General features: G+C 64.6%; 23 protein-coding genes and 1 pseudogene. 18 read left to right on the forward strand and 6 right to left on the reverse strand.

What is annotated here, in order from left to right:
- Positions 1-13 precede the first annotated feature (13 nt).
- The 6 genes from ctaD (at position 14) to G6N15_RS04010 (ending at position 7,755) form a co-directional block, all read left to right on the forward strand.
- The gene (gene ctaD, locus G6N15_RS03985) at positions 14-1,735 is read left to right on the forward strand and encodes an aa3-type cytochrome oxidase subunit I (protein WP_083087189.1); all 1,722 of its coding nucleotides are present in this window, start codon (positions 14-16) and stop codon (positions 1,733-1,735) included.
- An 82-nt stretch (positions 1,736-1,817) separates the two neighbouring features.
- Positions 1,818-2,720, forward strand: a complete 903-nt coding sequence (locus G6N15_RS03990; protein WP_083087188.1) for an AurF N-oxygenase family protein — start codon at positions 1,818-1,820, stop codon at positions 2,718-2,720.
- A 224-nt stretch (positions 2,721-2,944) separates the two neighbouring features.
- Entirely contained in the window at positions 2,945-3,964 is a 1,020-nt protein-coding gene (locus G6N15_RS03995) for a DUF4873 domain-containing protein (RefSeq protein WP_232070409.1), read from the forward strand.
- Between the two features lie 133 nt (positions 3,965-4,097).
- Positions 4,098-5,114: a chemotaxis protein CheB gene (locus tag G6N15_RS04000; protein WP_083087187.1), complete on the forward strand. Its 1,017-nt coding sequence runs from the start codon at positions 4,098-4,100 to the stop codon at positions 5,112-5,114.
- On the forward strand, positions 5,104-5,862 hold the full coding sequence (locus G6N15_RS04005) for an STAS domain-containing protein (RefSeq protein WP_372506502.1): 759 nt from the start codon (positions 5,104-5,106) through the stop codon (positions 5,860-5,862). Before G6N15_RS04000 ends, G6N15_RS04005 begins: the two co-directional genes overlap by 11 nt.
- A gap of 48 nt (positions 5,863-5,910) precedes the next feature.
- Positions 5,911-7,755, forward strand: coding sequence for a CheR family methyltransferase (locus tag G6N15_RS04010; protein ID WP_083087185.1), 1,845 nt, complete (start codon positions 5,911-5,913; stop codon positions 7,753-7,755).
- Between the two features lie 20 nt (positions 7,756-7,775).
- Here G6N15_RS04010 and G6N15_RS04015 read toward each other — a convergent pair whose 3' ends face one another.
- Both G6N15_RS04015 and G6N15_RS04020 read right to left on the reverse strand, forming a co-directional pair.
- Complete coding sequence (locus G6N15_RS04015; RefSeq protein ID WP_083087184.1) at positions 7,776-8,156, reverse strand: hypothetical protein; 381 nt, start codon at positions 8,154-8,156, stop codon at positions 7,776-7,778.
- A complete protein-coding gene (locus tag G6N15_RS04020) occupies positions 8,156-8,917 on the reverse strand; it encodes a GAF and ANTAR domain-containing protein (protein ID WP_083087247.1) in 762 nt (253 codons plus the stop codon). The genes G6N15_RS04015 and G6N15_RS04020 overlap by 1 nt, the downstream gene beginning before the upstream one ends.
- A 145-nt stretch (positions 8,918-9,062) precedes the next feature.
- On the opposite strand from G6N15_RS04020, the gene G6N15_RS04025 reads away from it, so the two are divergent.
- On the forward strand, positions 9,063-9,929 hold the full coding sequence (locus G6N15_RS04025) for an LLM class flavin-dependent oxidoreductase (RefSeq protein ID WP_083087246.1): 867 nt from the start codon (positions 9,063-9,065) through the stop codon (positions 9,927-9,929).
- Positions 9,930-9,987: 58 nt separating this feature from the next.
- Here the strand turns inward: G6N15_RS04025 and G6N15_RS23080 are convergent.
- The 3 genes and pseudogenes from G6N15_RS23080 to G6N15_RS04040 all read right to left on the reverse strand — a co-directional run.
- Positions 9,988-10,125 (reverse strand): annotated as a pseudogene (locus G6N15_RS23080) (enoyl-CoA hydratase/isomerase family protein); the annotation flags it as partial.
- A gap of 15 nt (positions 10,126-10,140) precedes the next feature.
- A complete protein-coding gene (locus G6N15_RS04035) occupies positions 10,141-12,069 on the reverse strand; it encodes a fumarylacetoacetate hydrolase family protein (protein ID WP_083087183.1) in 1,929 nt (642 codons plus the stop codon).
- 6 nt (positions 12,070-12,075) lie between these two features.
- A complete protein-coding gene (locus G6N15_RS04040; RefSeq protein WP_083087182.1) occupies positions 12,076-14,379 on the reverse strand; it encodes an ATP-dependent DNA ligase in 2,304 nt (767 codons plus the stop codon).
- A gap of 329 nt (positions 14,380-14,708) precedes the next feature.
- Between G6N15_RS04040 and G6N15_RS04045 the strand changes: the two genes are divergently transcribed.
- The 6 genes from G6N15_RS04045 (at position 14,709) to ku (ending at position 21,811) form a co-directional block, all read left to right on the forward strand.
- Positions 14,709-16,247 carry a mannitol dehydrogenase family protein gene (locus tag G6N15_RS04045; protein ID WP_083087181.1) on the forward strand — a complete coding sequence of 513 codons (1,539 nt, stop codon included), beginning with the start codon at positions 14,709-14,711 and terminating at the stop codon, positions 16,245-16,247.
- The gene (locus G6N15_RS04050; protein WP_083087180.1) at positions 16,244-17,101 is read left to right on the forward strand and encodes an HAD family hydrolase; all 858 of its coding nucleotides are present in this window, start codon (positions 16,244-16,246) and stop codon (positions 17,099-17,101) included. The genes G6N15_RS04045 and G6N15_RS04050 overlap by 4 nt, the downstream gene beginning before the upstream one ends.
- 10 nt (positions 17,102-17,111) lie before the next feature.
- Entirely contained in the window at positions 17,112-18,521 is a 1,410-nt protein-coding gene (locus G6N15_RS04055) for a mannitol dehydrogenase family protein (RefSeq protein WP_232070410.1), read from the forward strand.
- Complete coding sequence (locus tag G6N15_RS04060; protein ID WP_083087178.1) at positions 18,518-19,444, forward strand: carbohydrate kinase family protein; 927 nt, start codon at positions 18,518-18,520, stop codon at positions 19,442-19,444. Before G6N15_RS04055 ends, G6N15_RS04060 begins: the two co-directional genes overlap by 4 nt.
- Before the next feature lie 53 nt (positions 19,445-19,497).
- A complete protein-coding gene (locus tag G6N15_RS04065) occupies positions 19,498-20,811 on the forward strand; it encodes an adenylate/guanylate cyclase domain-containing protein (protein ID WP_139797788.1) in 1,314 nt (437 codons plus the stop codon).
- Positions 20,812-20,881: 70 nt separating this feature from the next.
- Positions 20,882-21,811 carry a non-homologous end joining protein Ku gene (gene ku / locus G6N15_RS04070; RefSeq protein ID WP_083087176.1) on the forward strand — a complete coding sequence of 310 codons (930 nt, stop codon included), beginning with the start codon at positions 20,882-20,884 and terminating at the stop codon, positions 21,809-21,811.
- 13 nt (positions 21,812-21,824) lie between these two features.
- On the opposite strand, the gene G6N15_RS04075 is transcribed toward ku, so the two are convergent.
- Entirely contained in the window at positions 21,825-22,193 is a 369-nt protein-coding gene (locus G6N15_RS04075) for an STAS domain-containing protein (RefSeq protein WP_083087175.1), read from the reverse strand.
- A gap of 168 nt (positions 22,194-22,361) precedes the next feature.
- Here G6N15_RS04075 and G6N15_RS04080 point away from each other — a divergent pair, with 168 nt between their 5' ends.
- From G6N15_RS04080 to G6N15_RS04100, 5 genes are read left to right on the forward strand one after another with little or no spacing between them, the layout of a single operon-like run.
- Positions 22,362-23,264 carry an STAS domain-containing protein gene (locus G6N15_RS04080; protein WP_083087174.1) on the forward strand — a complete coding sequence of 301 codons (903 nt, stop codon included), beginning with the start codon at positions 22,362-22,364 and terminating at the stop codon, positions 23,262-23,264.
- A gap of 34 nt (positions 23,265-23,298) precedes the next feature.
- Positions 23,299-23,688, forward strand: a complete 390-nt coding sequence (locus G6N15_RS04085; protein ID WP_083087173.1) for an STAS domain-containing protein — start codon at positions 23,299-23,301, stop codon at positions 23,686-23,688.
- The gene (locus G6N15_RS04090; RefSeq protein ID WP_083087245.1) at positions 23,678-24,088 is read left to right on the forward strand and encodes an ATP-binding protein; all 411 of its coding nucleotides are present in this window, start codon (positions 23,678-23,680) and stop codon (positions 24,086-24,088) included. Before G6N15_RS04085 ends, G6N15_RS04090 begins: the two co-directional genes overlap by 11 nt.
- Complete coding sequence (locus tag G6N15_RS04095) at positions 24,081-24,707, forward strand: SpoIIE family protein phosphatase (RefSeq protein ID WP_083087172.1); 627 nt, start codon at positions 24,081-24,083, stop codon at positions 24,705-24,707. The genes G6N15_RS04090 and G6N15_RS04095 overlap by 8 nt, the downstream gene beginning before the upstream one ends.
- Positions 24,704-26,905 carry a SpoIIE family protein phosphatase gene (locus tag G6N15_RS04100; RefSeq protein WP_083087171.1) on the forward strand — a complete coding sequence of 734 codons (2,202 nt, stop codon included), beginning with the start codon at positions 24,704-24,706 and terminating at the stop codon, positions 26,903-26,905. Before G6N15_RS04095 ends, G6N15_RS04100 begins: the two co-directional genes overlap by 4 nt.
- The last annotated feature ends 12 nt before the right edge of the window (positions 26,906-26,917 follow it).

The following is a 26,917-nucleotide window of genomic DNA, read 5'->3' on the forward strand; positions in this document are numbered from 1 at the left end:
GAGGGGAGGAAATATGGTCACCGAAGCGGGCCCTGTACAAACCCTGACTGCCCATAGGCCCTATCCACATCCTCGCCGAACCCGCGGCCAGCTCGTCTGGAACCTCGTCACGACGACGGATCACAAGCTGATCGGCCAGATGTACCTTGCCACGGCGTTCGCGTTCTTCTTCACGGCCGGTCTGATGGCTCTGCTCATGCGGGCCGAACTGGCCGCGCCGGGGCTGCAGTTCTTGTCCAACGAGCAGTACAACCAGCTGTTCACCATCCACGGCACGATCATGTTGCTGCTGTATGCGACCCCGGTCGTGTTCGGCTTCGCCAATGTCGCGCTGCCGCTGCAGATCGGCGCACCAGACGTCGCCTTTCCGCGGCTCAACGCCTTTTCCTACTGGCTCTTCCTTTTCGGCGGGCTCGTCGTTCTGGCCGGTTTCATCACCCCGACCGGGCCCGCCGACTTCGGGTGGACCGCCTATACGCCGCTATCCGACGCCATCCACTCGGCAGGCGCCGGCGCCGACCTGTGGATCGTGGGACTGATCCTGTCCGGTTTCGGGACGATACTGTCGGCGGTCAACATGGTCACCACCGTGATCTGCATGCGCGCGCCCGGTATGACGATGTTCCGCCTGCCGATCTTCACCTGGAACATCGTGGCGACCAGTGTCCTGGTCTTTCTGGCCTTCCCGATTCTGACGGCGGCACTGTTCGGGCTCGCCGCCGACCGGCACCTGGGAGCCCACGTCTACGACGCAGCCAACGGCGGGCCCATCTTGTGGCAGCACCTGTTCTGGTTCTTCGGCCACCCCGAGGTCTACATCGTCGCGCTGCCGTTCTTCGGCATCGTCACCGAGATCCTGCCGGTGTTCTCCCGCAAACCGGTCTTCGGCTACACCACGCTGGTCTATGCAACATGGGCCATCACGGGGCTTTCCGCCGCGGTGTGGGCCCACCACATGTTCGCCACCGGAGCCGTTCTGCTGCCGTTCTTTTCGTTCATGACTTACCTGATCGCGGTGCCGACGGGCATCAAGTTCTTCAACTGGACCGGCACCATGTGGAAGGGCCAGTTGACGTTTGAGACGCCGATGCTGTTCTCGATCGGCTTTCTCGTAACTTTCTTGCTGGGTGGTCTGACCGGTGTGATCCTGGCCAGCCCGCCACTGGACTTCCACGTCACCGACACCTACTTCGTGGTCGCCCACTTCCACTACGTGCTGTTCGGCACGATCGTCTTCTCCACGTTCGCCGGGGTCTACTTCTGGTTCCCGAAGATGACCGGCCGGCTGCTCGACGAACGCCTGGGCAAGCTGCACTTCTGGCTGACGCTCATCGGTTTCCACACCACGTTCTTGGTTCAGCACTGGTTGGGTGACCAAGGCATGCCGCGCCGCTACGCCGACTACCTGCCGAGCGACGGTTTTCAGCCGCTCAACATCGTCTCCACGGTCGGGGCGTTCATCCTCGGCGTCTCGATGATCCCGTTCGTGTGGAACGTCTTCCGCAGCTACCGATACGGAGAACCGGTCACCGTCGACGACCCATGGGGGTACGGCAACTCGCTGGAGTGGGCCACCAGTTGCCCGCCGCCGCGGCACAACTTCACCGAACTGCCGAGGATCCGGTCGAACCGCCCGGCCTTCGAATTGCACTACCCGCACATGGTCGAGCGAATGCGCGCCGAAGAACACATCGGGCGAGCGCACAAGGGCCGCCAGCAGCCAGCCGGAACCTGAGGTATCCGGTACCAAGGGTATTGACATGTTGGGTAGATGATTCCTACCGTCGAGACAACGACATCGACGAAGGAGCGGCGCTATGACCACTCCGGTGAAGCCGACCGGGCCCAGTCGCGAAGAGTTCTCCGAGCGCTTGCTGAAGGGATCGGTCAAGAAGTCCTACGCGCCGGTCGTCGACATCGACTGGGACGCGCCGCTCGACCCGGACAAGTTCTACCTGCCGCCCAAGGTCGTCTCCTTGTACGGAACCCCGATGTGGGACCAGATGTCTCGCGCGCAGCGCATCGAACTGTCCCGCCAGGAGTTCGTCAACACGCTCTCGGCCGGTATCTGGTTCGAGAACATCCTCAACCAGGCTCTGCTGCGCAAGCTCATGCACGAGGATCCGACCGCCCGGGAGTCGCATTACGCGCTGACTGAGCTCGGTGACGAAACCCGTCACATGGTCATGTTCGGCAAGGCCATCGAGCGGGTCGGGGCCAAGCCGGTGCGCCCGCGGCTCTACCACCGGATCATCATCAACGCGCTGCCGCTGGCGTTTCGCGGCGCGATGCTGTGGGTGGCCGCGCTGATCGGCGAGGAGATCTTCGATTCCTTGCAGCGGCAGATGATGGACGACCCCGAGCTGCAGCCAATGGTTCAGCGGCTGATGCGAATCCACGTCACCGAAGAGGCTCGCCACATCCAGTTCGCGCGTGACGGGCTGCGCAAGCGGGTGGCCGAGATGCCGCGGCTCAACAGATGGTTCATCGCCAACATCAACGGTCTCGGCGGGCTGTTCTTCCGCTACCTGTTCAGCAATCCGATCCCGTATGCGCGTGCGGGTCTGAACGTGCGAGAGGCGCGACGCACGGTGCTGAGCAGCGCCCACCGGCACGAAGTTCAGATCAGTGGGTTTGCTCCGCTGGCGGCGTTTTTGGCCGAGGTCGGCTTGATGGGGCCGATCGCGCGCCGCCAGTGGAGGCGCAGCGGGTTTCTGTGACGCAGTCGGCTGATCCCGCTGAGCCGCGGCACGACGTCGTCGTCATCGGCGCGGGAGCGGCAGCAGAGTTCGCACTGACCGCACTAACCGAGGCAGGCAACACCGGCTTGGCGAATGAAGTCGTCAGCTCGGTCTTCGACGACGACTCCGACACCTGGCGAGTGACCACCAGCGGCGGTGAGGTCCACCGCGCCCACGTCGTGATCACCTACAGTCGGCTGTTCGTGCCGTGGTTCCCGAACACCTTGGGACCGAACGAGTTTCGAGGTGTGTGGTTTCATTCGGCGGCACCCGACCACGATTTCGATCCAGCCGGCAAACGCGTCGCGGTCGTCGGCGCAGACAGCACTGCCGGCCGAGAAATCGATCGGCTCGTCGCGTCGGGGGCGTCGGTCAAGGTGTTCGCCTATCCGCCGCGCCGGTTCATCCCGATTCTGCTCGGACCCACCGCACGAGCTAAGCGCTGGCTGCGTCGCCACGCAGAGCCCATGCAGCGTGCCGCTGCGCCGAGGCGGCCTGAACTGGTGCGCTCGGCCATCGACACCGTCACCTCCGAGGGCATCCGCACCTGCGACGGCGAGCACCATGATGTCGACGCAATCATCTACGGCACAGGTTTTTGCCTCGCCGATCACGTCGCCGATGACACGTTGGTCGGCGCTGCCGGCATGACGATCCGGCAGGCCTGGCGCGACGGCATGGAGCCCTACCTCGGTGTTGCCGTGCACCGTTTTCCCAACTACTTCGTGATCACCGGGCCCGATGACGCAGCACAACTGCGCTACATCACCAGATGCCTGAAGTGGATGACACGCAGGGCCAGCACGCGAATCGAGGTGCGCCACAGTACTCAACAGGTGTTCAACGAACGCGTGCACCTGCGGCCCCCAAAGCAACACCGCCCGACCTCCGCGTGCGAGCTGTCGTCAAGCGCCGGTGTGGAAGACGACACCTACGACGGGCCGGCAACGCTGAGCATCGCCGGCTCCTCTCGTCAGGTGCGGGTCCGGCTGACTGGCTACGTCGAGCCGATCGACGGCCAATACCATTGGCAGGGAACGCTTTTCGACAATCTGCCGACGGACCTTCTCAAGCAGGCGCGAGCGGTGACACTGAGCGTGGGTAAGCGCAGCGCCCCGGCGCGCATCATCGAAGAAACGCCCCAAGGCACCCACACCATTGCCGGCGTGGGACCACCGCCGTTCACACTCGACAGTGTCGAACTCACCGGTTCCCAGCCGTAAACCGGCTAGCCGCCCGAGCGCAACCATCGCGAAGCGCGGTCCACATCTTTTCGGCTCTCGGAATCTGAGCTAGTTTTGATGGCACGTTCCGAACACAGGTTGCCTGCACGCACCGGTGGGTAATCACCAGGCGATGGCGAGCGCAATGGCAGAAGAAGGCAGCGCACGCAATGTAGTTGCGGTTGGTGCATCGGCGGGCGGGGTCGAGGCGCTCACCCAGTTCGCATCCGGCTTGCCGCCGGATCTGCTGTGTGCCGTTTTGGTTGTCCTGCACATGCCGGCCGGCGCACCGAGCGTCCTGGCCCGCATCATCGACCGCAACGGTCCACTGCCGGCCGTGACCGCCGAGCATGGCGCGCCGCTGGAGCACGGCACCATCCACGTCGCGATCCCGAACCGTCATCTGCTGGTGAAGGACCACCGGATCGTCCTGTCGGACGGCCCCACCGAGAACGGGCACCGACCCGCCATCAACGCGTTATTCCGGTCGGTGGCGCTGGGTTATGGACCGCGGGCGGTCGGGGTGCTGCTCTCCGGTGTGCTCGACGACGGCGTGCTGGGATCGGCGGCCATCCGGTCGCGGGGCGGCACGACGATTGCACAATCGCCTTCCGACGCGCTGTTTTCGGCCATGCCGCAGAACGCGATCGATGCGGGCGTAATCGACACCGAGGTGTCGGCGCCCGAGGTTGGAGGTCTGCTCAAGCAACTGGCAGATCGAGAATTCGAGGGACACGAGATGGAGCCCGACGCGCGTATGGAGCTGGAGAACCGAATCGCGATGGCGCGACGGTTCTCAACCGATTTCGACACCGAGAAGCTGGGCCCGCCTTCGGGCTATACCTGCCCGGACTGCAACGGGTCGTTGGTCGCCGTCAGCGACGGCAATTACCGCTGTCAGGTCGGCCACGCGTGGACAGCTGACGCGTTGCTGCGCGCCCGAGACGAGGAGGTCGAGGACGCGCTGTGGATCGCAGTGCGCAGCCTGCAGGAGAAAGCCAAGCTTTCTCGCCGCTTGGCCGACCAAGTCACGCCCGGGATGTTGAGCGAGCGCTACCACGCGCTCGCCGACGAGGCGGAGCATGCGATGTCGGTACTGGGCAGCCGGCTGACCGAGGCCTACGGAAAACAGGGCACGCCTGGTGAGTAGGCCGACCAGCCAGCTGACGATCTACGCGGCGAGGATCGCGGAGGTGCGGCTGCTCACTGTTGACGGCGTGTTAAACAGTTCGACCTACTTGAAGCTGCGCGACACCGTCATCAAGGCCGCACTGGACGAGCCGCGTGCTGTCATCGTCGACGTCACCATGCTCGACGTCCCAGCGTCGTCGGCCTGGTCGGTTTTCACTAGCGCACGCTGGCATGTCAGCACCTGGCCGGATGTCCCGATCATGTTGGTGTGCGGGCATGCGCGGGGACGCAGGACCATCGCGCGCGGCGGTGTCGCGCGATATGTGCCGGTGTATGCGACGATCGACGCCGCGCTGGAGGCGGCCGCTGACAGCGATCGATTCAACCGGCGCCGGACTCGTGCAGAGTTGCCTGGGTTGGCGACAAGCCTGCGGCAGGCACGCGAACTTGTCGCCGAGTGGCTGGGCGCCTGGTCGCAATCCGCCCTCATCCCGGTGGCGACCGTGATCGTCAACGTGTTCGTCGAAAACGTGCTGCAGCACACGGCCAGTGCCCCGGTGGTAGTGCTCGAAAGCGACGGTACGACGGTCAGCGTGGCGGTCCAGGACAACAGCCCTGCTCCGGCGGTGCGTTCCGAGGATTCACTGCACGGGCGCGCCGTGCACGGTTTGGCGATTGTGGCCGCGGTATCCCGAGCCTGGGGCAGCACACCGATGCCCTCCGGAAAGACGGTGTGGGCTGTCGTTGGCCCCGAAAACCAACTCTGACCGCGATAGTGTTCAAGTTTGCGACAGGTTGTCGGCAGACGGAACGATATGAACACCAAGCCAGACGAATCATTTGAGGCGCTGCTGCGGTACTTGCGGGACGCCCGCGGGTTCGATTTCACCGGGTACAAACGCACGACGCTGATGCGACGCGTTCGCCACCGCATGGAACAGGCCGGCTATTCCAGCTTCGAGCAGTACCTCGACGTGCTGCAAGCCAGTTCCGACGAGTTCTCGGCCCTGTTCAACACCATCCTGATCAACGTCACCGACTTCTTCCGTGACCCGGGCGCGTGGGAATACGTCTCAGCCGACGTCATTCCGCGCATCCTGGCCGAACGCGGGCCTGATGACCCGATCCGGGTCTGGAGCGCCGGGTGCGCCTCGGGACAAGAGGCCTACACCCTGGCCATGCTGCTGGCCGAGGCCATCGGCCCCGACGGATTCCGGGACCGGGTTAAGATCTACGCGACCGACGTCGACGAGGATGCGCTCAGCGAGGCGCGTGGCGCCACCTACGACGCCAAAGCGATCGAGTCGGTGCCGGGGGAGCTGCTGGAGCGCTACTTCGAACACCTCAACGGCCGCTACATCTTCCGCAAGGATCTGCGGCGTGGGGTGATCTTCGGTCGCAACGACCTCGTCAAGGATGCCCCCATCTCGCGAGTCGATCTGCTGGTGTGCCGCAACACTCTGATGTACATGAATGCCGAAACCCAGCGAAACGTGTTGACGCGCCTGCACTTTGCGCTCTCTCATCAGGGCATACTGTTTCTCGGCCATGCCGAGATGCTGCTGAACCACAGTGATCGGTTCACGCCGCTGAACCTCAAGCACCGAGTCTTTCGCAAGGCGGCCGGGTCGCATGTCGGCGTGGACCGCTATGACCCCGCGGCCACGATGTATGACCGGCGCGGCGATCTTTCCGGCCCAAACACTGTGCGCGACTTGGCTTTTCGCGCCAGCCCGGTCGCCCAGATCGTAGTCACCGGTGAAGACACCGTGGCGATGATCAACCAACAAGCGGAGACGATGTTCGGGCTCTCGGCGCGCGACATCGGCCGCCTGCTGCGTGACCTCGAAGTCTCGTATCGGCCGGTCGAGCTGCGCGCGTACGTCGAGCAAGCCAAGGTGGACCGCCGATCCACTCGGATCCCCGACGTCAAATGGCAACGCCCCGGCGCGGAAACCGTGTGGTTCGAGATTCACGTGAACCCGCTCGTCGACGCCGAAAACAGGCTACTGGGGATATCGATCGTCTTCTTCGACGTCACCGCGACCCGCGCGCTGCTGGACAAGGTGGTCGAGACCAACCGCCAACTCGAGGCGGCCTACGAAGAATTGCAGTCCACCAACGAAGAACTCGAGACCACCAACGAAGAACTGCAGTCGACCGTGGAGGAATTAGAAACCACCAACGAAGAACTGCAGTCGACCAACGAAGAACTCGAGACGATGAACGAGGAGCTGCAGTCGACAAACGACGAGCTGCACACCATCAACGACGAGCTGCGCGAGCGCAGCGTCGAACTCGAGGACGCCCGGACGTTCATGGATTCGCTGATCAACTCGATCCATTTCGGCATGGTGGTGGTCGATCGGGAGATGCGGGTGGTGGTGTGGAACCGCGGCTGCGAAGAACTGTGGGGTATGCGCTCCGATGAAACAGTGGGCCAGGCGCTTGCCGGTCTCGACATCGGGCTGCCGGTGGAGGAAGTCCGCCCGCTGATCGGCAACGCGTTCGTCGACCCGCAAAACCCAGGCGAGACAGTCCTCGACGCCGTCAACCGGCGCGGCCGTCCCATTCGGGTGCGGGTGACGTGTACGGGTTTTCAATCTCCGGCAGAGGGCGGCGTCAACGGTGCGCTTCTCTTGATGGAGCCTCAGGGCTGAGAATTCGGCCCGCCACTGGCTTAACCGGATTGCTTTGTCTGGCTGTCGGCGGCGTCGTCGTGCATTGCTGCGGCCGAGCGGTGCGCTGCGGCCGCGTCTTGATGGACCTCTGCCTCGATGTCACCGGCAAGTATCGCCGCTTCCTCGTGAGCGGCGGCAGCGCGTCGGTGTGCCGCGCTGGCTTCGAGGTGTCGTGCGGCGGCGGCCTTGTGCGCCTCTCTGGCTCGCTGCAGCGACTCCTCGGCGCGCAGGCGGGCATGCTCGGCCATCGCGACGCTGGTGGGCAAGCCGGCGGCGAGTTCGGCTCTGCGCTGCTGCAGTTCGCTGGCCCTTAGCCGGGCCCGCTCAGCGCGGGTCTCGGCGGAGTCAGGTTCGGGTGCGTCCTGCCGTGTCGCGGTCATCAGCCACCGCGCTGTTCAGCCTCGACTAGTTGGCGGGCCACCGCCGCCAGCGGTGTATTCGAACTCTGCGACAACCGCTTGAGCAGTTCAAATGCCTGCAACGCGTCGATCTTGAACCGCTCCATGAGCATGCCCTTGGCTTGGCCGATGATGTCGCGGGAAGCCAGCGCGCTGCGAAACTGTTCGTCGCGGCGCACCATGCTCCAGGCAAGTGCGGTATGGGTGGCAAGGATCAAGCCCAGTTCGACGGCGTCGTGGTCGAAGGCATTCGGCTGTTCGGCGTAGAAGTTCAGCGCACCCATCGTCCGGTGGTCGGCGAACAACTGGAACGCCAGGACCGACCGAATCGGGGTTTCGTCGATGGCGCCGCGGCAGTACTCCGGCCAGCGCTGCTCGGCCGCCATGTCGTCGATACGGATGATGTGTTGCTCCCAGGCAGCCGATAGGCACGGTCCCTCGCAGTGACGCTGCTGTATTTCGTCGAGCAGCGCAGGAAAGCGGTCAGTAGCGCCTACTGTTCGCACTTTGCCGTTGCTGGAGGCGATTGTGATGCCGGCACACTGGGCACCGGGCAGGAACTTTAGCGCACTGTGAGTCAACTCGCCGAGCACCGCGTCGACGTCGGTGGCGTGTTCGTCTTGCAAGTGGCACACCAACTCGGCGACTTCGAGGACGAATCCGGTCCGGCAGTCAGTCGTGATCGCAGGCGCTTCTGTCGAAAGCGGCGACGGAGACGCGGGGTTTGTTTTCCGGTATTGCATGCGGGCACCCATTTCTTCTGACGCCCAAAGCGCCAGTCGCACCCTTAAGGGTAGTGCGATTCGGCTGTTCCGCCACGTGTTCGTCAATTTGGAACGCGTTCTAGTCTGTGGGTCGTCGTCGGCATGTGGAATCGAGGAGGCGGTGGTGCGGTTCAGCTACGCAGAGGCGATGACGGACCCGGCGTTTTATGTCCCGCTGGCCAAGGCCGCCGAAGCGGCCGGCTACTCCGCTATGACGATTCCGGATAGCCTGGCCTACCCATTCGAGTCCGACGCGAAATATCCCTACACGCCCGACGGCAGCCGCGAGTTCCTGGACGGCAAACCGTTCATCGAGGCGTTTGTGCTGGCTGCCGCCCTCGGCGCGGTGACGACCACGCTGAGGTTCAACTTCTTCGTGCTCAAACTGCCTATCCGGCCTCCGGCGCTGGTGGCCAAGCAGGCCGGTTCACTGGCGGCGTTGATCGGCAACCGGATCGGCCTGGGCGTCGGTACCAGCCCATGGCCAGAAGACTACGAGCTGTTGGGTGTGCCATTCGCCAAGCGCGGCAAGCGAATTGACGAATGCATCGAAATCGTGCGCGGGCTGACCACCGGCGATTATTTCGAGTTCCACGGCGAGTTCTATGACATCCCCAAGACGAAGATGACCCCCGCGCCCACCAAGCCGATTCCGATCCTCATTGGTGGGCACGCCGATGCCGCGTTGCGCCGCGCGGCCCGCGCGGACGGATGGATGCACGGGGGCGGCAACCCAGGCGAACTCGACCGGCTGATCGAACGGCTCAAGCGGTACCGGGAGGAAGAAGGTCGCAGCGGCCCGTTCGAGATCCATGTGATCTCCGCCGACGGGTTCACCCCCGAGGGCGTCAAGCGCCTGGAGGACAACGGCGTCACCGACGTGATCGTGGGCTTTCGTGTGCCCTACAGCAAAGGACCCGACCCCGAGCCGTTGGAGGCCAAGCTTCGCAACCTGGAGACGTTCGCCGAGAATGTGATCGCGAAGGTCTAGAGGCGATCGCAAGCGCGGCGAAGCCGGGCACAGCGGGTCACCGCCGGAAGTCTAGCCATCACAATGGATCCCATCTCGGAGCGCGTTTTTCCTGGTGCGCTTTGGCGGCCTCCACCGGGTTGTTGGTGAAGCCACTGATGATCTGTGTGCGGTTCTCGATTTCCTTGGCGTGCCGCAGACTCGGGGCATCGAGCGCAAGCCTGCCGGCGCTTCAGCTGTGCTTGGCCAACCAATCGGCCTGCAGGACCAGAAGTGCCGTCGGCTCCAGCTGCGGTGTGTCAGGGTCGAGTTCGCGGTAGCGCCGATACACGTTGGCGACGACGCGTTCGGCGTCCAACCAGTCGGCGTACTCGCCGAGGTCGATGGTGTCGGCGGCCTCGGCGAACGACAGCCCCTTGCGGTAGGCGGCGTCGGCTTGCTCGGTGATGTGGATGAGGTACCCCTGCACCGCGCGGATCCCCTCCGGGCCGGTGACAGGGCCATGACCGGGCACGACAGTCTCGACGCCCAGCGCCAACATCGCCTCACACGCCTTGACCCAGTTGGCAATCGGGCCGGCCCACACGATCGGAGTGCAGCCGATGAACAGCAGATCCCCGGCGAACAGCACACCGGCGTCGGGCACATGCACCACCGAGTCGGCGGCGGTATGGGCTGGACCCAGGTCCAGCAGGCGGACTTCGCGGCCGCCGACGTCGATGGTGAGCTCGTCGTCGAAGGTCTGGTCGGCGTTGCGGACGGTGATCCCGCTGAAGTCGAAGGGCCCGAAGCGGTCTCGCGCATAGCGGGTCGCTACCGGACCGAAATCGGCGGTCTGGATCATCGCGAACATCTCGGGTGGCATGCCGTGCGCGATCTCCTCGGCGGTGCCCTTGGCGGCGATGATGCGCACGGATGCGTCCAGCAGCTGGTTGCCGTGGGTGTGGTCGCCGTTGGAGTGGGTGATCAGCGCGTCGGTGATCGGCGCGCGGTCGGTGATGGGTCGCATCGCGGTCAGCATTTCGCGGCTCAGCGGCAGGTCGAACAGCGTGTCCACCAGCAGCGACGCGCCATCGCCGGCGATAAGCCCGGCGTTGCTCCGGCCGTATCCGCCATCCGGCAGCGTCCAGGCCCACACCTGGTCGGCGACCTGGTGCAGCCCACGGGTGTAGGGCGCTTTTGCCGGTGCCCGGTTAACGCGCGGCTTGTCTGGTTCGACGTCCGGGTTCGGTCGCGGCGCCAACCGGTGGGGCGCCGGTGTGGCGCGCACGGTTTGGCGGATTTCACCGAGGCCGTTGACCCGCAGGGTGACGACGTCGCCGTCGCGCAGCCAGCCCGGGAACGATTGCGGGTCGGCGAGATGCTCGACGAGCGTGCAGGTGGGCACGGTGCCCGACCCGAACACGTCACCGGGCATCAGCGTCACTCCACGCGATGCATAGGAGATGACTTCACCGAAACTCCAGTCCATCGCCTCGGTGGACCCCGAGCCGATGACCGCGTCGTTGACCAGCGCGGTCACCTCGAGGCTGAGCTTGCCGTTGCGGTGGTAGGGCTCCAATTCGTCGGCCGTGACCAGATACGGCCCGAGGGTGACCCCGGCGTCTTTTCCTTTGGCCTGGCCTATGCCCAGCTGACCTTCCAGGCGCTGCAGATCACGGGCGGACCAGTCGTTGAAGATCGTGTAGCCGATGATCGCCGCTTCGGCTTGTTCGACCGACAGGTCTTTGCCGGTTTGTCCGATGACCGCGCCGATCTCCAATTCGAAGTCCTGCCAAGCACTTCCGGGCGCAATGGGTACGTCGTCGTAGGGCCCGAGAACAGTTGCCGGACAGGCGAAGTAGAACGCGGGGATCCGATACCAGACGTCTTTGAGGATCCGCCCGCCCCCGGCGGCCTGCTGGCAATTGCGCATGTGATCCAAAAAGCACAGGCAGTCGCGGATCGACGGCGGACGCGGAATCGGCGCGGCGAGGCTCACCTCGCCGAGACGGGCCGTGGCCGGTGTACGCAACGCTTCCTCGCCCGCCGCGCGCAGCCCATCGGCGCCGCGCTGGATCAGGTCAAGCAGCCGCACGCCCACCGGCATCGAGTGAATCTCGTCACCGGAAAGCACCCCGGTGCGCTCACCGCCGTCGCCCCGATAGGTCACCCACCGCATAGGATCTCACTCCTCTCGCACCACATCGCCCGGCTGCTTGTCCGGCCGCAGCCCCCGCCAACTCGGTTGGCGCAGCCGATCATCCGACGTCCACTCGCTGTAGCGCACCTCGCCTACCAGCTTTGGTTCCACGAACGTCACACCCTTGGCATCCTTCGTGGGAAGCCTTGCGATGAACGGTGATTGGTCGGTTTGCAGCGGCGCCAGGGTCTTCTTGAGGTCGGCCAGGTCGCGCTCGGTGAATCCGGTCCCCACCCGTCCGGCGAAATGCAGCCCGCCGTCCGCGGGGATGCCCATCAGCAGTGACCCGATGCCGCTGGTGCGCCCGCCCTCGCCGGCTCGCCAGCCACCGATGACCACTTCCTGTGTGCGCCAATGCTTGTCCTTGATCCACGACATCGAGCGGCGGCCCGGCTGGTAGGTCGAGTCACGTTTCTTGGCGACGACTCCCTCCCAGCCGTGCTTGCGCGACTGTTCCAGCGCCGCTGCGCCGTCGCCGGGCAGCAGCTCGGGCACGATGAGATTGCCGGCGCCCGCCAGGGTTTCCAGCAAACGACGCCGGTCCCGGTATTTGGCGCGCAGCAGCGAACGCCCGTCAAGATAAAGCAGGTCGAACGCCCAGAACTCGATACGGGTGGCCCGGACACGGTTTTGCATCTCGGAGAAACTCGGCACGCCGGATTCGTCGAGCGCCACGACTTCTCCGTCGAGCACAAGATGGTGGTCGGCGAGATCGGCGGCCAGCGCACGCAGTTGTGGGTACTCGCCGGTGACGTCGCGCCCGCGCCGAGACCGCACCCGCAGCCGGCCGTGGTCGGCGTCGATGAGCAGCCGGTAGCCGTCCCACTTGCCCTCGAATGCCCACTGGGCCGCTTTGAGGTTCGCCACCGAGCCTTCCGTGGCCAGCATCGGAGTCAGCTCGTCGAACTCCAAGACCGTCTGGTCTTTCATCCGGTGCGCCAGCCACTGGTCGCCGTTGGTCTGAATCAGCGCATAGCGTCCGGAAACCCGGTTGCCGTGCAGGTTGACGATGACCTCGTCTTCGCGGAACTTCTCGGCGTCGTAGGTGCCCGAATCCCAGATGATCACCTTGCCCGCGCCGTACTCGCCTTTGGGGATGGTGCCTTCGAAGGTGGCGTACTCCAACGGATGGTCCTCGGTGTGCACCGCGAGATGGTTGACCGACGTCGTTTCCGGCAAGTTCTTCGGCACCGCCCACGACACCAAGACCCCGTCGCGCTCCAGCCGGAAGTCGTAATGCAGCCGGCGGGCGTGGTGCTCCTGAATGACGAACGTATTGTTCTGCCCCGCAGCGGGTCTGGCGTTCGGCACGGGCTCTGGTGTTTTCGACGGGTCCCGCATGCTGCGGTATTTGGTCAGCCGGTCCACGTTGATATCGGCATCCAGTGGCGCCAGCAGGTCACCGTCGCGGGCCACCCGCTCCAGCACCTCGTCGTAGCGCAGGTGGCGAAGCTTGGGGTCGTCGAGTTCGTCCCAGCTGCGCGGCGCGGCCACGGTCGGCTGCTCCCGGCCGCGCAGCGAGTACGGTGCGATCGTTGTCTTCGACTCGTTGTTCTGGCTCCAGTCCACGAACACCTTGCCCGCCCGCAGGCTCTTCGTCATCGTCGACGTGACCAACGTCGGCATCGCTTTTTCCAGTTGCTGGGCAACGCGTTTGGCCAACACCACGGCGCCCTGGCTGCTCACCGGCTTCTCCAGCGGGGCATACAGATGTATTCCCTTGCTGCCGCTGGTGAGCGGGAAGGTGGTGAGCCCGATGTCCGCCATCAGATCGCGGATCTCGCGCGCCACGCCGGTCAGCTGGCGCAGCGTCACACCTTCGCCGGGGTCGAGGTCGAACACCAATCGTGTTGCGGGGCCTTGCTTTAGCTCCTCGCCCTTGCGGGTCCACTCGGCGACGAAGCGCCACTGCGGCACGTGCACCTCCAGCGCGGCCTGCTGCGCGATCCAGGCCAGCGCGGTGGCGTTGTCGATGATCGGATAGGTCGTCGTTCCAGAGTGGTGCACGAGGCTGGCCCGGGGCAGCCAGTCAGGCGCTGAGGAGGCCAACTGCTTCTCGAAGAACGACGGCTGGTCCACACCGTTGGGCCAGCGCTTGCGAGTCGCGGCACGCCCGGCGATGTGCGGCACCATCACGTCGGCGATGCTGGTGTAGTAGTCGAAGACCTCGGCCTTGGTGACGGGTTTTCGCCGTCGACCCGCCGGAGGGTAGAGCACCTTGTCGGGGTTGGTCAGCTTCACCCGCGGCCCCGCCGTTGCCCCGGGCGGCCAGACCTGCGGCGAGTCCATGCTGCCAAGGTACGTCGTTCGACGCCGCGGTCACGGCATGCCGGCGCAACCGTGGCCAGCTGAGTCCGGCCATGGACCGTTTGCCCGCCTTCGAGCGATTGTTAGCCGACCTAATCGCTCCAAGCTGGGCACAGCGACTACCCCAACCCTCAGAGACTCGCGTGACTGGTGTGAAACGCACACCGCCCGCTTCCATGCCGCGGCACGCCACTCGCTGTGGCGCATTTCACCAGGCCGGTTAAACGCCTGTTGACTGCGGGGATATCGGGGGCTGCGGGTCCAGCTTCGCTTGACCAAACTGCGTTCACTCCGGCTATCTTTGGCGACTGATGCGTTACGCCGACAGCCTTCCAAGCCGTGTCCCCGAACGCCGCGCCACCGGCGTTCCGCTCAGTAACGCCACCTTGCCCTTGCATTCGCAACGAATCGACGTGCCGAGCTATGACAGGTCGGCCCTTCAGCGGGGCGTCGTTCATATCGGAGCGGGCAACTTTCACCGGGCCCATCAGGCTGTTTACCTCGATGACCTTGCCTCCCAAGGTATTTCGGATCAGTGGGGCGTCACGGCCGTCAGCCTGCATTCCCGGGATGTAAAAGATGTGTTGTCGGCTCAGGACGGGCTTTACACCGTGGTGCAACGCGGCCACGACCGCCAAACCGCCCGAGTGGTCGGCTCCATCGGCTCCTACCACTACGCGCCCAACGACAGCGCTGCGGTTCGCCGGGCTTTGGTCGACCCTCAGACGCGCGTGGTCAGCCTGACGGTTACCCCCAACGGATACTTCCTCGACCCGGTCACCGGTGAGTTCGATGCCGCTCACCCCGATGTGCAGGCCGACCTGGTCGCCCCCGATTGCTTTGTCACGGCGTGGGGATACCTCGCGGACGCGCTCGACCTGCGTCGCCGCGCCGGCACTGCCCCGTTTACGGTGCTGTGCTGTGACAACATTCCCGGCGACACCCAGGCGGCGCGGACCGCGCTGGTGTCGTTCGCCGCGTTGAAGGATCCGAAGCTAGCCCGCTGGATCGATAGACATGTCGCATTCCCGTCGACCATGGTGGACCGCATCACCCCGCGGACCTCGGACTCGGAGCGCGAATTCGTCGAGCACACTTTCGGCATTGCCGACAAGTGGCCGGTGCTGACCGAACCGTATTCGCAGTGGATCATCGAGGACACGTTCAGCGATAGCCGTCCACCGCTGGAAGAGGTCGGCGCCCAGTTCGTGACCGATGTCAGCGACCACAAGCTTGTCAAGACCCGTCTGCTTAACGGAACTCATATCGCGATCGCCTGCCTGGCTACGCTGGCCGGCTACCACCGCACCGATGAAGCGATGAGAAACCCGGTCATCTTCGGTTATGTCGAGCAGCTCATGCGCGACGAGATTCAGCCACTGCTGCCGGCGGTGCCGGGAATGAACACACCGGGTTATCGGGAAACGTTGCTTACGCGGCTCAGCAATCCCCGGATGAGCGACCAGTTGTCGCGATTGGCGCGCCGGGGATCGACGAAGATGTCGTCGTTCCTGCTGCCGTCCTTGCAGGAGGCGATCGAGCAGGGTAGACCGCACACCCTGTTGATGCTGGCTGTCGCCGGGTGGGCCCGCTACCTGCGCGGCTATGACCGACAGGGTCGCAAGATCCGCATCGATGATCCGCACGCAGAACTGCTGACCAAGTTGGCGGCCATGGAATGCAACAACCCGCTGCCATTGCTGCGGCACGAGATCTTCACCGAACTACGTTTCGTCCCCGGCTTTGCCGAGCGCCTCGGCCAGATGATCAGGGACATCGATGAGCGCGGCGTGATATCCACACTGCGCCGAGCGTTGCGGAACGACGCGCGGGAGCTGGTGCTGCTATGAACCGACATGGCCTGGAGGTTGTGCACGACTTCGATCCCGCACCAATCACGACCTTGCTCTGCGACGCAGATGACAACCTCTTTCCTTCCGAGAGACCGGCATTCGCCGCCTCGGTGGAGGTGATCAATCGATTTCTGGCGAGGTTCGGCGTGACGACCCCGTTCAGCGCGGAGGAGCTGCGCAAGCAAGCGGTCGGAAAAAACTTCCGCAGCACCGCTATTGAGCTTTCGGTGCAGTCCGGAGTGCCCATGGAGCAGACGCTTGCAACCGGTCATCCGAACGCCGTCGTCGCTTCCGCTTCCGACCTGACAGCCGGGCGCGCGCTGTGCGCCGAGGAACTCGAGGAATGGGTCGGCCGCGAACGCGAGCACGTCACCGCTCATCTGGCCGCCACCCTACGGCCGGACCCGCAGGTGCTCGCTCCACTGCAAGCCCTCGCATCGCGGTATGCATTGGCAGCGGTCAGCTCCAGCGCCGCAAAACGGCTGGATGCGTGTTTCGCCACCACCGGCCTTGATCCGCTGATCCCAGCCGCTTTGCGCTTCAGCGCGGAAGATTCCCTTCCCGTGCCGACGAGCAAGCCCGACCCCGCAGTGTATGTTCATGCCGGCCAGGTAATGGACATCGAAGTCCAGCACGGCCTGGCCATCGAAGATTCCGTGCCCGGCGTCAAATCCGCAGTAGCGGCAGGATACCTCACCGTCGGCAACCTGATGTTCGTGCCCGCCGATGAACGGTCTTGCCGCAGTGCGGAATTGATTGACGCCGGCGCAGTGGCGATAACCGACTCGTGGCAAGCTCTCGCTGATAGCCTCATGTTGTCGCCTGTGACAGGTGGAGGTTCTCCCGCTTAGGAGTTGGGCCATCGTGCCTAGTGCGTTGAAACTGAGCAATGCAGCACTAAAACAGTTACCGATCGCAACGCCAAGCTATGACCGCGGCAGCATCGGCATCGGCATCGCGCATATCGGCGCCGGTCACTTCCACCGCGCGCATCAGGCCATGTACATCGACCGGTTGCTGGAACAAGGCTTGGCGCGCGAATGGGGCATCTGCGGAGTGGGAGTGCTGCCCTCCGACTGGCCGATGCGCGACGTCATGCGTGACCAGGACGGGCTGTACACGCTGATATGCGAGTATCCCGACTGCAGCCGGGATGCACGAGTGATCGGCTCGATCGTCGACTACCGCTACGCGCCCGATGATCCGGAGTCGGTGATCGAATTACTGGCCGCGGCAACCACCCGGATCATTTCGCTGACCATCACCGAGGGCGGCTATCGCGACCCCGACGGGCTCGCATTCGGGTTGATCACCGAGGCTTTGGCCAGGCGTCGCGACCGCGGGATCGCCGCACCGACGATCCTGTCGTGCGACAACATCGAGAGCAATGGTCGAGTCGCGCGGCAGGCCGTCCTCGCCAATGCCGAAGGCCGGGATCCCGGGCTCGCCGAGTGGGTGGCAGAACATGCCCGGTTCCCAACTTCGATGGTGGACCGAATCACCCCGGGAACCACGCCGGAGATGGCTGCGGCGGTTCAGCGCGACTTCGGAGTAGCCGACCGGTGGCCGGTGCTGACCGAGCCGTTCGCCGCCTGGGTCATCGAAGACGACTTCGCCGACGGCAGGCCGCCGTTGGAAAAGGCGGGCGTGCTGCTGGTCGACGATGTCGTCCCGTACGAGTTGATGAAGCTGCGACTGCTCAACGCCGGGCATCAATGCCTGTGCTACTTCGCCTATCTGTGCGGCTTCGAGTTCGTTCACGACGCGGCCCGCGACACGTTGTTCGCCGAATTCCTGCTCGCATATTTCGATTCCGAGGCCATCCCGACGCTGCCACCGGTGCCCGGCATCGATCTGCATGACTACAGCCGCACGCTGATCGAGCGGTTCGCCAACCCGGGCGTGGGCGACAAGGTTGCCCGCCTGTGCGCCTACTCGTCGGATCGCATCCCGAAATGGCTGCTTCCCGTCATCTGCGACAACCTGGCCAGCGACGGGCCGGTCCGGCTGGCGGCGGCAACGGTGGCCAGCTGGGCCCGCTACGCCGAGGGCGTCGACGAGCACGGTGAGCCCATCGATGTGGTGGATCAGCTGGCCGACTCGCTGGTCCCGATCGCCCGGACCCAGCGGGACCATCCCACCGCGTTCATCGACACTCCCCTGTTCGGGGATCTGGCCTGCCAGCCACGCTTCGTCATGGCATACCGCTGGGCGTTGGATTCGTTGCACCGCAAAGGAGCTCGGGCGACACTGGAGGCTCTGGTGCGATGAGCCGCGGCCTGGTGATCGGCGAATCGTTGATCGACATCATCGAGCGCGACGGACGAATCACCGGTGAGCATGTCGGCGGCAGCCCCCTCAACGTCGCGGTCGGATTGGCGCGGCTAGACCACGACGTCGACTTCATGACCCACATCGCCGACGATCCCTATGGCCGGCGCATCGCCGAGTACGTGAAAGCGTCAGGGGCACAATTAGTTTCGGGAAGCATAACCGCGACTCGGACACCGACCGCCCGGGTCAGCGTGTCCGAACAAGGGCTGCCCGACTACATGTTCGACCTCGACTGGCAGCTTTCCGGTATCCCAACGGCGGCGCCACCGGTTCTCCTGCACACCGGATCCATCGCAGCAGTGCAGGAACCGGGCTGCCTGGCCCTCGCGGCACTTATCGACGCATATCGGGTGTCGGCCACCGTCAGCCTGGATCCCAATGTGCGTCCCGCCCTGATCGTCGACCGAGACGTTGCGTGCGAACGCATCGAGCGCCTGGTGCAGCGCAGCGATGTCGTGAAGGCCAGCAACGAGGACCTGCGCTGGATGCATCCCGACCGCACGCCCGAGCAAATCGCGCAGACGTGGCTGGCGCTGGGCCCGTCGATCGTGGTGGTGACGACGGGCGTCAAGGGCGCGTTCGCGGTGTGCGCAGCCGGCCAGGCCGAGGTGCCGGCGCGACCGGTACAGGTGGTAGACACGGTCGGTGCCGGTGACGCGTTCATGGTCGGGCTCATCGACTGGCTGTGGCGATCAGGCCTGTTGGGCGCTGACCGGCGCGGAAATCTCCGCCGGATCGGGCTTGACGCGCTGACCGCGGCCTTGAATGCGGCGACCCTGCTATCGGCGCTGACAATCGCCCGCGCAGGGGCTGATCTCCCGGATCGCTCAGCGCTGCACGCCGCGGCGCATTTCAGGTAGCCGTTTACCTGGTTGAACTGCACTAATGAAGGTCACCGCCAGCTAACGTATCGGTGACACGAGAAACCACCTTGGGGGCAGCCATTATGCGCGTTGGTTTGCCGTCCTGGCCTCCTCATGGTGCCCATGATGTCGCCGCGTGGGCCGGACGCATCGGTGCCGCGGCGACCGACACAAACGAAACGGCTCTGCAGAAGCGTCTCGCCGTCGTACTGTGCGCGGGAACCGTGCCGCTCACGGGGCTGTGGAGCGTGATTTATCTTTTGGCGGACGTTCCGTATGCCGCAGCAGTACCAGCGTTTTATTCGGTATTCACGTTGCTCAACACCGCATTTTTCGCCTGGAACCGCAATCTCGAAATTTACCGCTTCACCCAACTGCTGCTGATCCTCATCCTTCCGTGGCTGGTGACGCTCGCGCTGGGCGGTTTCCGGCAGTCCAGCGTAGTCATTATCTGGGCCGCACTATGTCCGCTGGGATCGCTTCTGCTCGAAGAGCCCAGGCGGACACTGCTCTGGGTCGTGGGCTTCATCGTGCTGCTAGTTGTCACCGCGTTGCTGCAGCCCCATCTGGTGCCGGCGGAACTACCCGATAGCTTCATCACCTGGTTCTTCGTGCTCAATGTCGGATCGGTGATCGCGATCGCCTTTGGGCTTCTTTACTACTTCGTCGGCCGCCGCAACTTCTTCCAGCAAGCCTCGGAGAGGCTGTTGCTCAACATCTTGCCGAAGGAGATCTCTGAAGCGCTGAAGACGGAACCGCACGCGATCGCCGCCCACTATGACGGCGCCAGCATCCTGTTCGCCGACATTGTCGAGTTCACTCCGATGGCGGCGGCCATGACGCCGCTTAGCCTTGTAGATCTCCTCAACGAGGTGTTCGAGTGCTTCGACGTTCTCATCGACAAGTACGACCTGGAGAAGATCAAGACGATCGGCGACTGCTACATGGTCGCCGCCGGAGTACCGCGCCCACGCGACGATCACGCCGAGGCTCTGGTGAGCTTCGCGCTGGATATGCGTGCCGAGATCGGTCGGCGGACTTTCGGCGGCCGAAGACTCGCCTTCCGCATCGGGATCAACTCCGGCCCGGTGGTTGCGGGCGTAATCGGCCACAGAAAGTTCATCTACGACCTTTGGGGCGAGACCGTGAACATGGCCAGCCGCATGGAGTCGCACGGACAAAGCGGCGTAATCCAAATCACGCGCAGCACCTTCGAACTTGTTAGCGGTGAATTCGATTGCGAGGCCTGCGGGCCGATTGACGTCAAGGGGGCAGGCCGCGTCGAAACGTGGCGTGTGACTGGAAGGAAGCCGGCCCACCGTTCGACCGCGCTAAGCCTAGATCCACCATCTGGTCCGTGCTAATCACCGGCGCCCGCACTGACCCGTCCGCGATGGACGCTTATCTAGGGGCTACTGCGGGCATACTGGCGGTATGCGTTCCATCTGGAAGGGTTCGATCGCCTTCGGGTTAGTGAACGTCCCTGTCAAGGTGTACAGCGCCACCGAGGACCACGACATCAAGTTTCACCAGGTCCACGCCAAGGACAACGGACGGATCCGCTACCAGCGGGTGTGCGAAGTATGCGGTGAAGTCGTCGAATACCGGGATGTGGCGCGGGCTTACGAATCCGAAGACGGTCAAATGGTGGTCATCACCGACGAGGACCTCGCGACGCTCCCTGAAGAGCGCAGCCGAGAAATCGAGGTGCTCGAATTCGTCCCGGCCAGCGATGTCGACCCGATGATGTTTGACCGCAGCTACTTCTTGGAGCCCGACTCCAAATCCGCGAAATCATATGTGCTGCTGGCCAAAACGCTCGCCGAAACCGACCGGATAGCGATCGTGCATTTCACGCTGCGCAACAAAACCCGGCTTGCAGCGTTGCGGGTCAAGGACTTCAGCAAGCGTGACGTGATGATGGTGCACACCTTGTTGTGGCCCGACGAGATCCGCGACCCGGATTTCCCGGTGCTCGACAAGAAGGTCGATATCAAGCCGGCAGAGCTCAAAATGGCCGGGCAGGTGGTCGAGTCGATGGCCGACGATTTCGATCCCGACCGCTACCACGACGACTATCAGGAACAGCTGCGGGAGCTGGTTGAAGCCAAACTTCAAGGCGGAGAGGCGTTTACCGTCGAAGAGAAGCCCACCGAACTCGACGAGACCGAGGACGTCTCCGACCTGCTGGCCAAGCTGGAAGCCAGCGTGAAGGCACGTTCCGATGGCGGAAAAGGGCCGGCGAAAAAGACAGCCGCTCAGAAAGCACCTGCGAAGAAAGCCGCTAAAGCAACGGCCAAGAAAGCACCCGCCAAGAAGGCACCGGCGAAAAAGGCCCGTGCCAAGGCGGCCGCCAAGTCCTGACTACGTCATGCCGTCAGCGCTTGAGCTTGCCGTCGCGCACGTCGGTCAACGCGTCCTCGAGCGTCTGGTACAGCGGAAACGCCTCGTCCAGGCCGGTCAACTGAATCGGCCGCCTGGTTGCCGGGCCACGCGCCACGACTGCGAACGGGGCCGATTTGCTGACTTCCTCATGCGTGGCGGCCAGCAGCCGAAGCCCGGCCGATGCCAGGAATTCCACCGCAGTGAGGTCGATGACCAGCGCCGCAGGATTGTCGGCGACCACACCACCGATGGCGTCTTCCAACGCCGGAATGGTGACCAGATCGACTTCGCCGCCGACCGCGAGCACGACGGCGCCCTCGCGGTTCCCTACTGAAATTGTGATCGGATCCGTAGCTGACAACGGCCATCCTTATCTGGCGGTCGATCGCTCTGTGCTGAACGGTCCGAGCCTAATCCGGGGTGGTTTGGAGTTGGAAAAATCATACTTCAGGCGGTCCCGCGCCGATCCTAGCGCTAGTCTCTGCAAGGGCTCGGGGTTTTGCGCAGCGAGCGGAAGCCAGGAGGTTAGATGTCTGATTTGCCGACCGATTTGGCGACCACCACCACCGCCGCCGCGACAGCCGGCATCTCCAGTGAGGGTCTGCTGCCCCAGCTGGTTCAGCATCTGCGGCAAAATCGGACCGCCCTGCGCGAGGAGTGGGCACGCCGGATCACCGAGGCCGAACTGCTGACCGCGATGTCACCGGAGGAACTCTTCTCCGAAGCGACCGCGGTGTACGACAACTACGTCGAGGTGCTCGAGACCGGAAGCGTCGAGGCGCTGCAGGCCTACGCCCGCGACCTGTCCGAGCGCATCATTCCGCGGGGCGTGGAGACCGACGAGGTCGTCGGCATCGTGCTGCTCTTGCGTGACGTGCTGGCCCGGTCGCTGTTCGAGAAGTACCAGTCGGACTTCGACCTGCTGAACCGGGTGCTCGACGCCTACGAGCCGGCCGCCAACCGGATCGCCAACACGGTGGCGGTCAGCTTCGTGCAGGAGCGCGAGCGGATCATCCGCCAGCAGCAGGAGGCCATCCGCGAGCTGTCCACGCCGGTGCTGCAGGTGCGCGAGCAACTGCTGATCCTGCCGATCATCGGCGTCCTGGACAGTCAGCGCGCCCGCCAGCTCACCGAGCAACTGCTTCGGGCCATCCGCAATAACCGCGCCAAGGTGGTGGTCATCGACATCACCGGTGTGCCGACCATCGACTCCACGGTGGCAAACCACCTGGTGCAGACCGTCGATGCCTCGGGGCTGATGGGCGCGAGCGTCATCATCACCGGCCTGTCGTCCGAAATCGCGCTGACGTTGGTGACGATCGGGCTGGACCTGTCGAAGATGAACGCGGTCGGCGACCTGCAGGGCGGCATCGAGGAGGCGGAACGCCTGCTCGGCTACGAGGTCACCCGCACCGGCGAGCAGAGCGCGTAACAGTGCATTCCACCCGGGCTACTGGGAGCCTTGCATGCCAGTACCCATCCTGAAGCAAGGCCCCATTCTCATCGCGACGGTCCAGGCCGCGCTCACCGACTCGGATACCGAACGGCTCCGCCAGGACCTGATGGAACGGGTCAACCGTTTCCGCGCGCAAGGCATCATCGTCGACGTCACCGCCATCGACGTAATGGACTCGTTCGCCGCCCGATCGCTGCGCACGATCGCCCACATGACCCGGCTGCGCGGCGCCGACACCGTGATCGTGGGGCTGCAGCCCGAAGTTGCCTTCGCGATGGTCCAGCTGGGGCTTGCGTTCGACGGTATGCACACCGCGCTGGATCTCGAAGAGGGACTTGCCCTGCTCAATGGCCGACTGACGCGTCGAAAAGCGACGATCGGACGTGACGGTGTGGGATGAGATCGTCGTGGACGTGGATCATCCCGACGACATCGTCATCGCACGCCAGGCAGGGCATCAACTCGCTCGGGATCTCGGATTCTCCTTGACCGACGTCACCATGATCGCCACCGCGATCTCCGAAGTCGCGCGCAATATCACCAGCTACGCGGGCCGCGGGGCGGTTCGGGTGGCGGTGGCCGACCGGGAGGGCCGCAAGGCGTTGGTAGTGCACGCAGAAGACGAGGGACCCGGCATTGCCGACATCGCGCGCGCGCTCGAAGACGGATACTCGACTGGTCGTGGGCTCGGCCTGGGCCTGCCTGGTGCGCGCCGCCTGATGGACCGGCTGATCGTGGAATCCACGCCCGGCCGGGGTACGCACGTCGAGATGTGGAAATGGGTTCCGTCCGGTGCGTAGGCGGGGCCGGCTAGGGCCGATCGAGTGGGCGGCGGCACGCCGCCCGCGGCCGGACGAGGAAATCTGCGGCGACTATCCGATTGCGCTCGACCTTGGCGGCAAAGCCGCCCTTTTCGGCGTGCTGGACGGCCTCGGCCACGGAACAGAAGCCGCAACAGCGGCGATGCGCGCTGCGGACATGATCAGCGACGCGCGCGGGGAACCCCTGGAGATCCTCTTTCAGCTGTGCCATCGCGCACTGGCCGACACCAGAGGTGTGGCAATGACTTTGGCGCAGCTTGATTTCGCAGCCGCGACGATGCGTTGGATCGGGGTGGGCAACGTCACCGCCAACCTGGTCGCGAAGGCGGCGAGTGGTGTCGAGGTCCGGTCGTGTGCACTGCTTGCCAGCGGAACGGTCGGCTATCGGCTGCCGGAAGTTTTGCATCCGAATTCGGTGGGAATTCGGCCCGGTGACCTGCTGATCGTTGCCAGCGACGGCATCTCTGAAGACTATTTGGACAGCATCGACTTCGCCGGCCCAGCCATGACCATCGCAGAACAAATTCTGGATAAGCACGCCAAGGAAACCGACGACGCGTTGGTGCTTGCCGCGCGTCACCGAGGCTTCTCGTCATGACCGACCTGGCAGCGGACTTCCATGTCCGCTATGCCGCCGCACTGCGCACCCACCTGCAAGCCCGCAACGAGGCCAGCCTGGCGGTCGGTCATGAGCTGGGCCGCCGGGCACTGCAGGACCGCATCAGCATGCTCGAGATCATCGAAAACCACTTCCGACTGGTCGAAGATGCGCGACTCGACGGCCCTGCAGCGCTTGAATTCCTGCTGCAAACCCTCGCCGCACTCGACGTCGCGACTCGCGGATTTCTCGACAGCGCAAAAGGTTACGCGCAACAGCGCGCCCGCGCCGACCAGCTTGCCGACCGCGACGAATTTCGCACTGCGCTGGTCAATTCGCTGCAGGAGGGGTTTTTCGTCGCCGACCAAGACGGCACCGTCGTCGAGATCAACGACGCGTTCGCCGAGATCACCGGCTACCCCGCCGACGGTCTGCCGTACCGGTGGCCGCACCCGTGGTTGGTCGACGTCCAGGCCGCAAATCATCAGCAAGGCCTCCTGGTACAGGGCGGCAGCGTCCAGTACGAGACGCCGATTCGACATCGCGACGGCCACCTGGCGTGGGTGGCGGTGAGCATCAACGCAGTCACCGACTACGCCGCCGAAAAAGGCATCTACGTCGGCACGATTCGCGACATCACCGCACAGCGGGCTTTCGCGGCCCGCGAGAACGCGGTTTTGCGCCTGGCCACCGCCGTGGGAGTGGCCAAGAGCGTCGCGGAGGTGCTGTCCATCACCCTCGACGAGTGTCGGGTGGCGCTCGACGTGCAGCGGGTCGTGACGGTCATGTGGCCGACCAACGGCGGCGAGCCGACCGTCCAAGTGGCCGGCGAACCCGCCGACTCCAATTGGCGCGACCTGAATCCGTTGCTGCGCCAGACGTTTGAAACGGCTCGTCATCAGCTGCCGCTGACCGTCCAGACGGTCGAATGGGCCGATACGCCAGGCAAGTCACGCGGAATCGTCGCTGTGCTCTCCGGCACCGGGGACGTCGCGTTGTGGTTGGAGCTTGCGACACCCCGCTGGATCAGCGCCGAGGACCGGCTGCTGATCACCGTGCTTATCGGCCATCTCGGCCTGGCGATACAGCATGTGCGCCAATTCGAAAGCGCACGCGAGACGTCGCTGACCCTGCAGCGCGCGATGCTTGCGCCCATCGCTCTGCCGTCCGGCTTCGCGGTTCGCTACGAGCCCGCGGTTCCGCCGCTGGAAATCGGCGGCGACTGGTACGACGTACTGTCGCTCGGCGACCACCGCATCGGGATCGTGGTGGGCGACTGCGTGGGCCGCGGCCTGCCGGCCGCCGCAGTGATGGGCCAGCTGCGCAGCTCGGCACGTGCCCTGCTGCTGACCGGCGCCGAACCCGCGCTGCTGCTCGAAGACCTCGACGCGGCGGCGGCACTGATCCCGGGCGCCTACTGCACGACGGTGTTCTTGGGCATCCTCGACACCGAATCCGGCGAGCTGCGCTACAGCAATGCCGGTCACCCGCCCGCGGTACTGGCCGCGCCCGGGTCCGGGACCGCACTGCTCGCCGATGCTCATTCGGTGCCGCTGGCGGTGCACCGGGATCACGGCCGCCCCCAGACCACGCAGGTCGTACCGCCGGGTTCGACGCTGATTGTCTTCACCGACGGCCTCGTCGAGCGCAAGCACGAGCCGATCGACGCCGGAATCAACTGCGTCGCAGAGATTTTGACCCAAAACGCCGATTCGACCGTCGGCCAGGTTGCCGACGCGGTGCTTCGCGAGCTTGCCCCGCCAGCCGGATATGACGACGACGTCGCCCTGGTGGTATATCGGCGCCCCCAGACTGCACTGCGAATGAAAACCGATGCGAGCGCAGACCAGCTGGCCGACGTGCGGCATCGACTCACCGCATGGCTGGAGTCGTGCGCGGTACCGGGTTCACTGGTCGCGGACATCGTGCTCGCGGTCTACGAGGCATACGCCAACTGCGTCGAGCATGCCTACCGGGGTGCATGCGCCGGACAGGTGCGGGTCGACGTCGACATCGCCGGCGGTATCATCCAGGCCCGGGTCGCCGATTCCGGTTCGTGGAAGACACCGCAGCCCGGTCCGGGCGGGCGGGGCCTGAAGCTGATCGACGCCGTGAGCGACGGAGTTGAGCTGGAGCACGGCCCCTCTGGAACGACGGTCACGATGAGCTTCCGGCTACCGCCAGCCGAGTCAAATTAGAACGTGTTCCAG

This window comes from Mycobacterium noviomagense, from assembly GCF_010731635.1.
In the GTDB taxonomy this organism is placed as follows: domain Bacteria; phylum Actinomycetota; class Actinomycetes; order Mycobacteriales; family Mycobacteriaceae; genus Mycobacterium; species Mycobacterium noviomagense.

Coding starts and splice junctions, on each gene's coding strand:
- G6N15_RS04045 (WP_083087181.1), top strand. CDS start 14,709: ATGCGTTACGCCGACAGCCTTCCAAGCCGTGTCCCCGAACGCCGCGCC.
- G6N15_RS04100 (WP_083087171.1), top strand. CDS start 24,704: ATGACCGACCTGGCAGCGGACTTCCATGTCCGCTATGCCGCCGCACTG.
- G6N15_RS04040 (WP_083087182.1), bottom strand. CDS start 14,379: ATGGACTCGCCGCAGGTCTGGCCGCCCGGGGCAACGGCGGGGCCGCGG.
- G6N15_RS04010 (WP_083087185.1), top strand. CDS start 5,911: ATGAACACCAAGCCAGACGAATCATTTGAGGCGCTGCTGCGGTACTTG.
- ku (WP_083087176.1), top strand. CDS start 20,882: ATGCGTTCCATCTGGAAGGGTTCGATCGCCTTCGGGTTAGTGAACGTC.
- G6N15_RS04085 (WP_083087173.1), top strand. CDS start 23,299: ATGCCAGTACCCATCCTGAAGCAAGGCCCCATTCTCATCGCGACGGTC.
- G6N15_RS03990 (WP_083087188.1), top strand. CDS start 1,818: ATGACCACTCCGGTGAAGCCGACCGGGCCCAGTCGCGAAGAGTTCTCC.
- G6N15_RS04020 (WP_083087247.1), bottom strand. CDS start 8,917: ATGCAATACCGGAAAACAAACCCCGCGTCTCCGTCGCCGCTTTCGACA.
- ctaD (WP_083087189.1), top strand. CDS start 14: ATGGTCACCGAAGCGGGCCCTGTACAAACCCTGACTGCCCATAGGCCC.
- G6N15_RS04080 (WP_083087174.1), top strand. CDS start 22,362: ATGTCTGATTTGCCGACCGATTTGGCGACCACCACCACCGCCGCCGCG.
- G6N15_RS04000 (WP_083087187.1), top strand. CDS start 4,098: ATGGCGAGCGCAATGGCAGAAGAAGGCAGCGCACGCAATGTAGTTGCG.
- G6N15_RS04050 (WP_083087180.1), top strand. CDS start 16,244: ATGAACCGACATGGCCTGGAGGTTGTGCACGACTTCGATCCCGCACCA.
- G6N15_RS04015 (WP_083087184.1), bottom strand. CDS start 8,156: ATGACCGCGACACGGCAGGACGCACCCGAACCTGACTCCGCCGAGACC.
- G6N15_RS04035 (WP_083087183.1), bottom strand. CDS start 12,069: ATGCGGTGGGTGACCTATCGGGGCGACGGCGGTGAGCGCACCGGGGTG.
- G6N15_RS04060 (WP_083087178.1), top strand. CDS start 18,518: ATGAGCCGCGGCCTGGTGATCGGCGAATCGTTGATCGACATCATCGAG.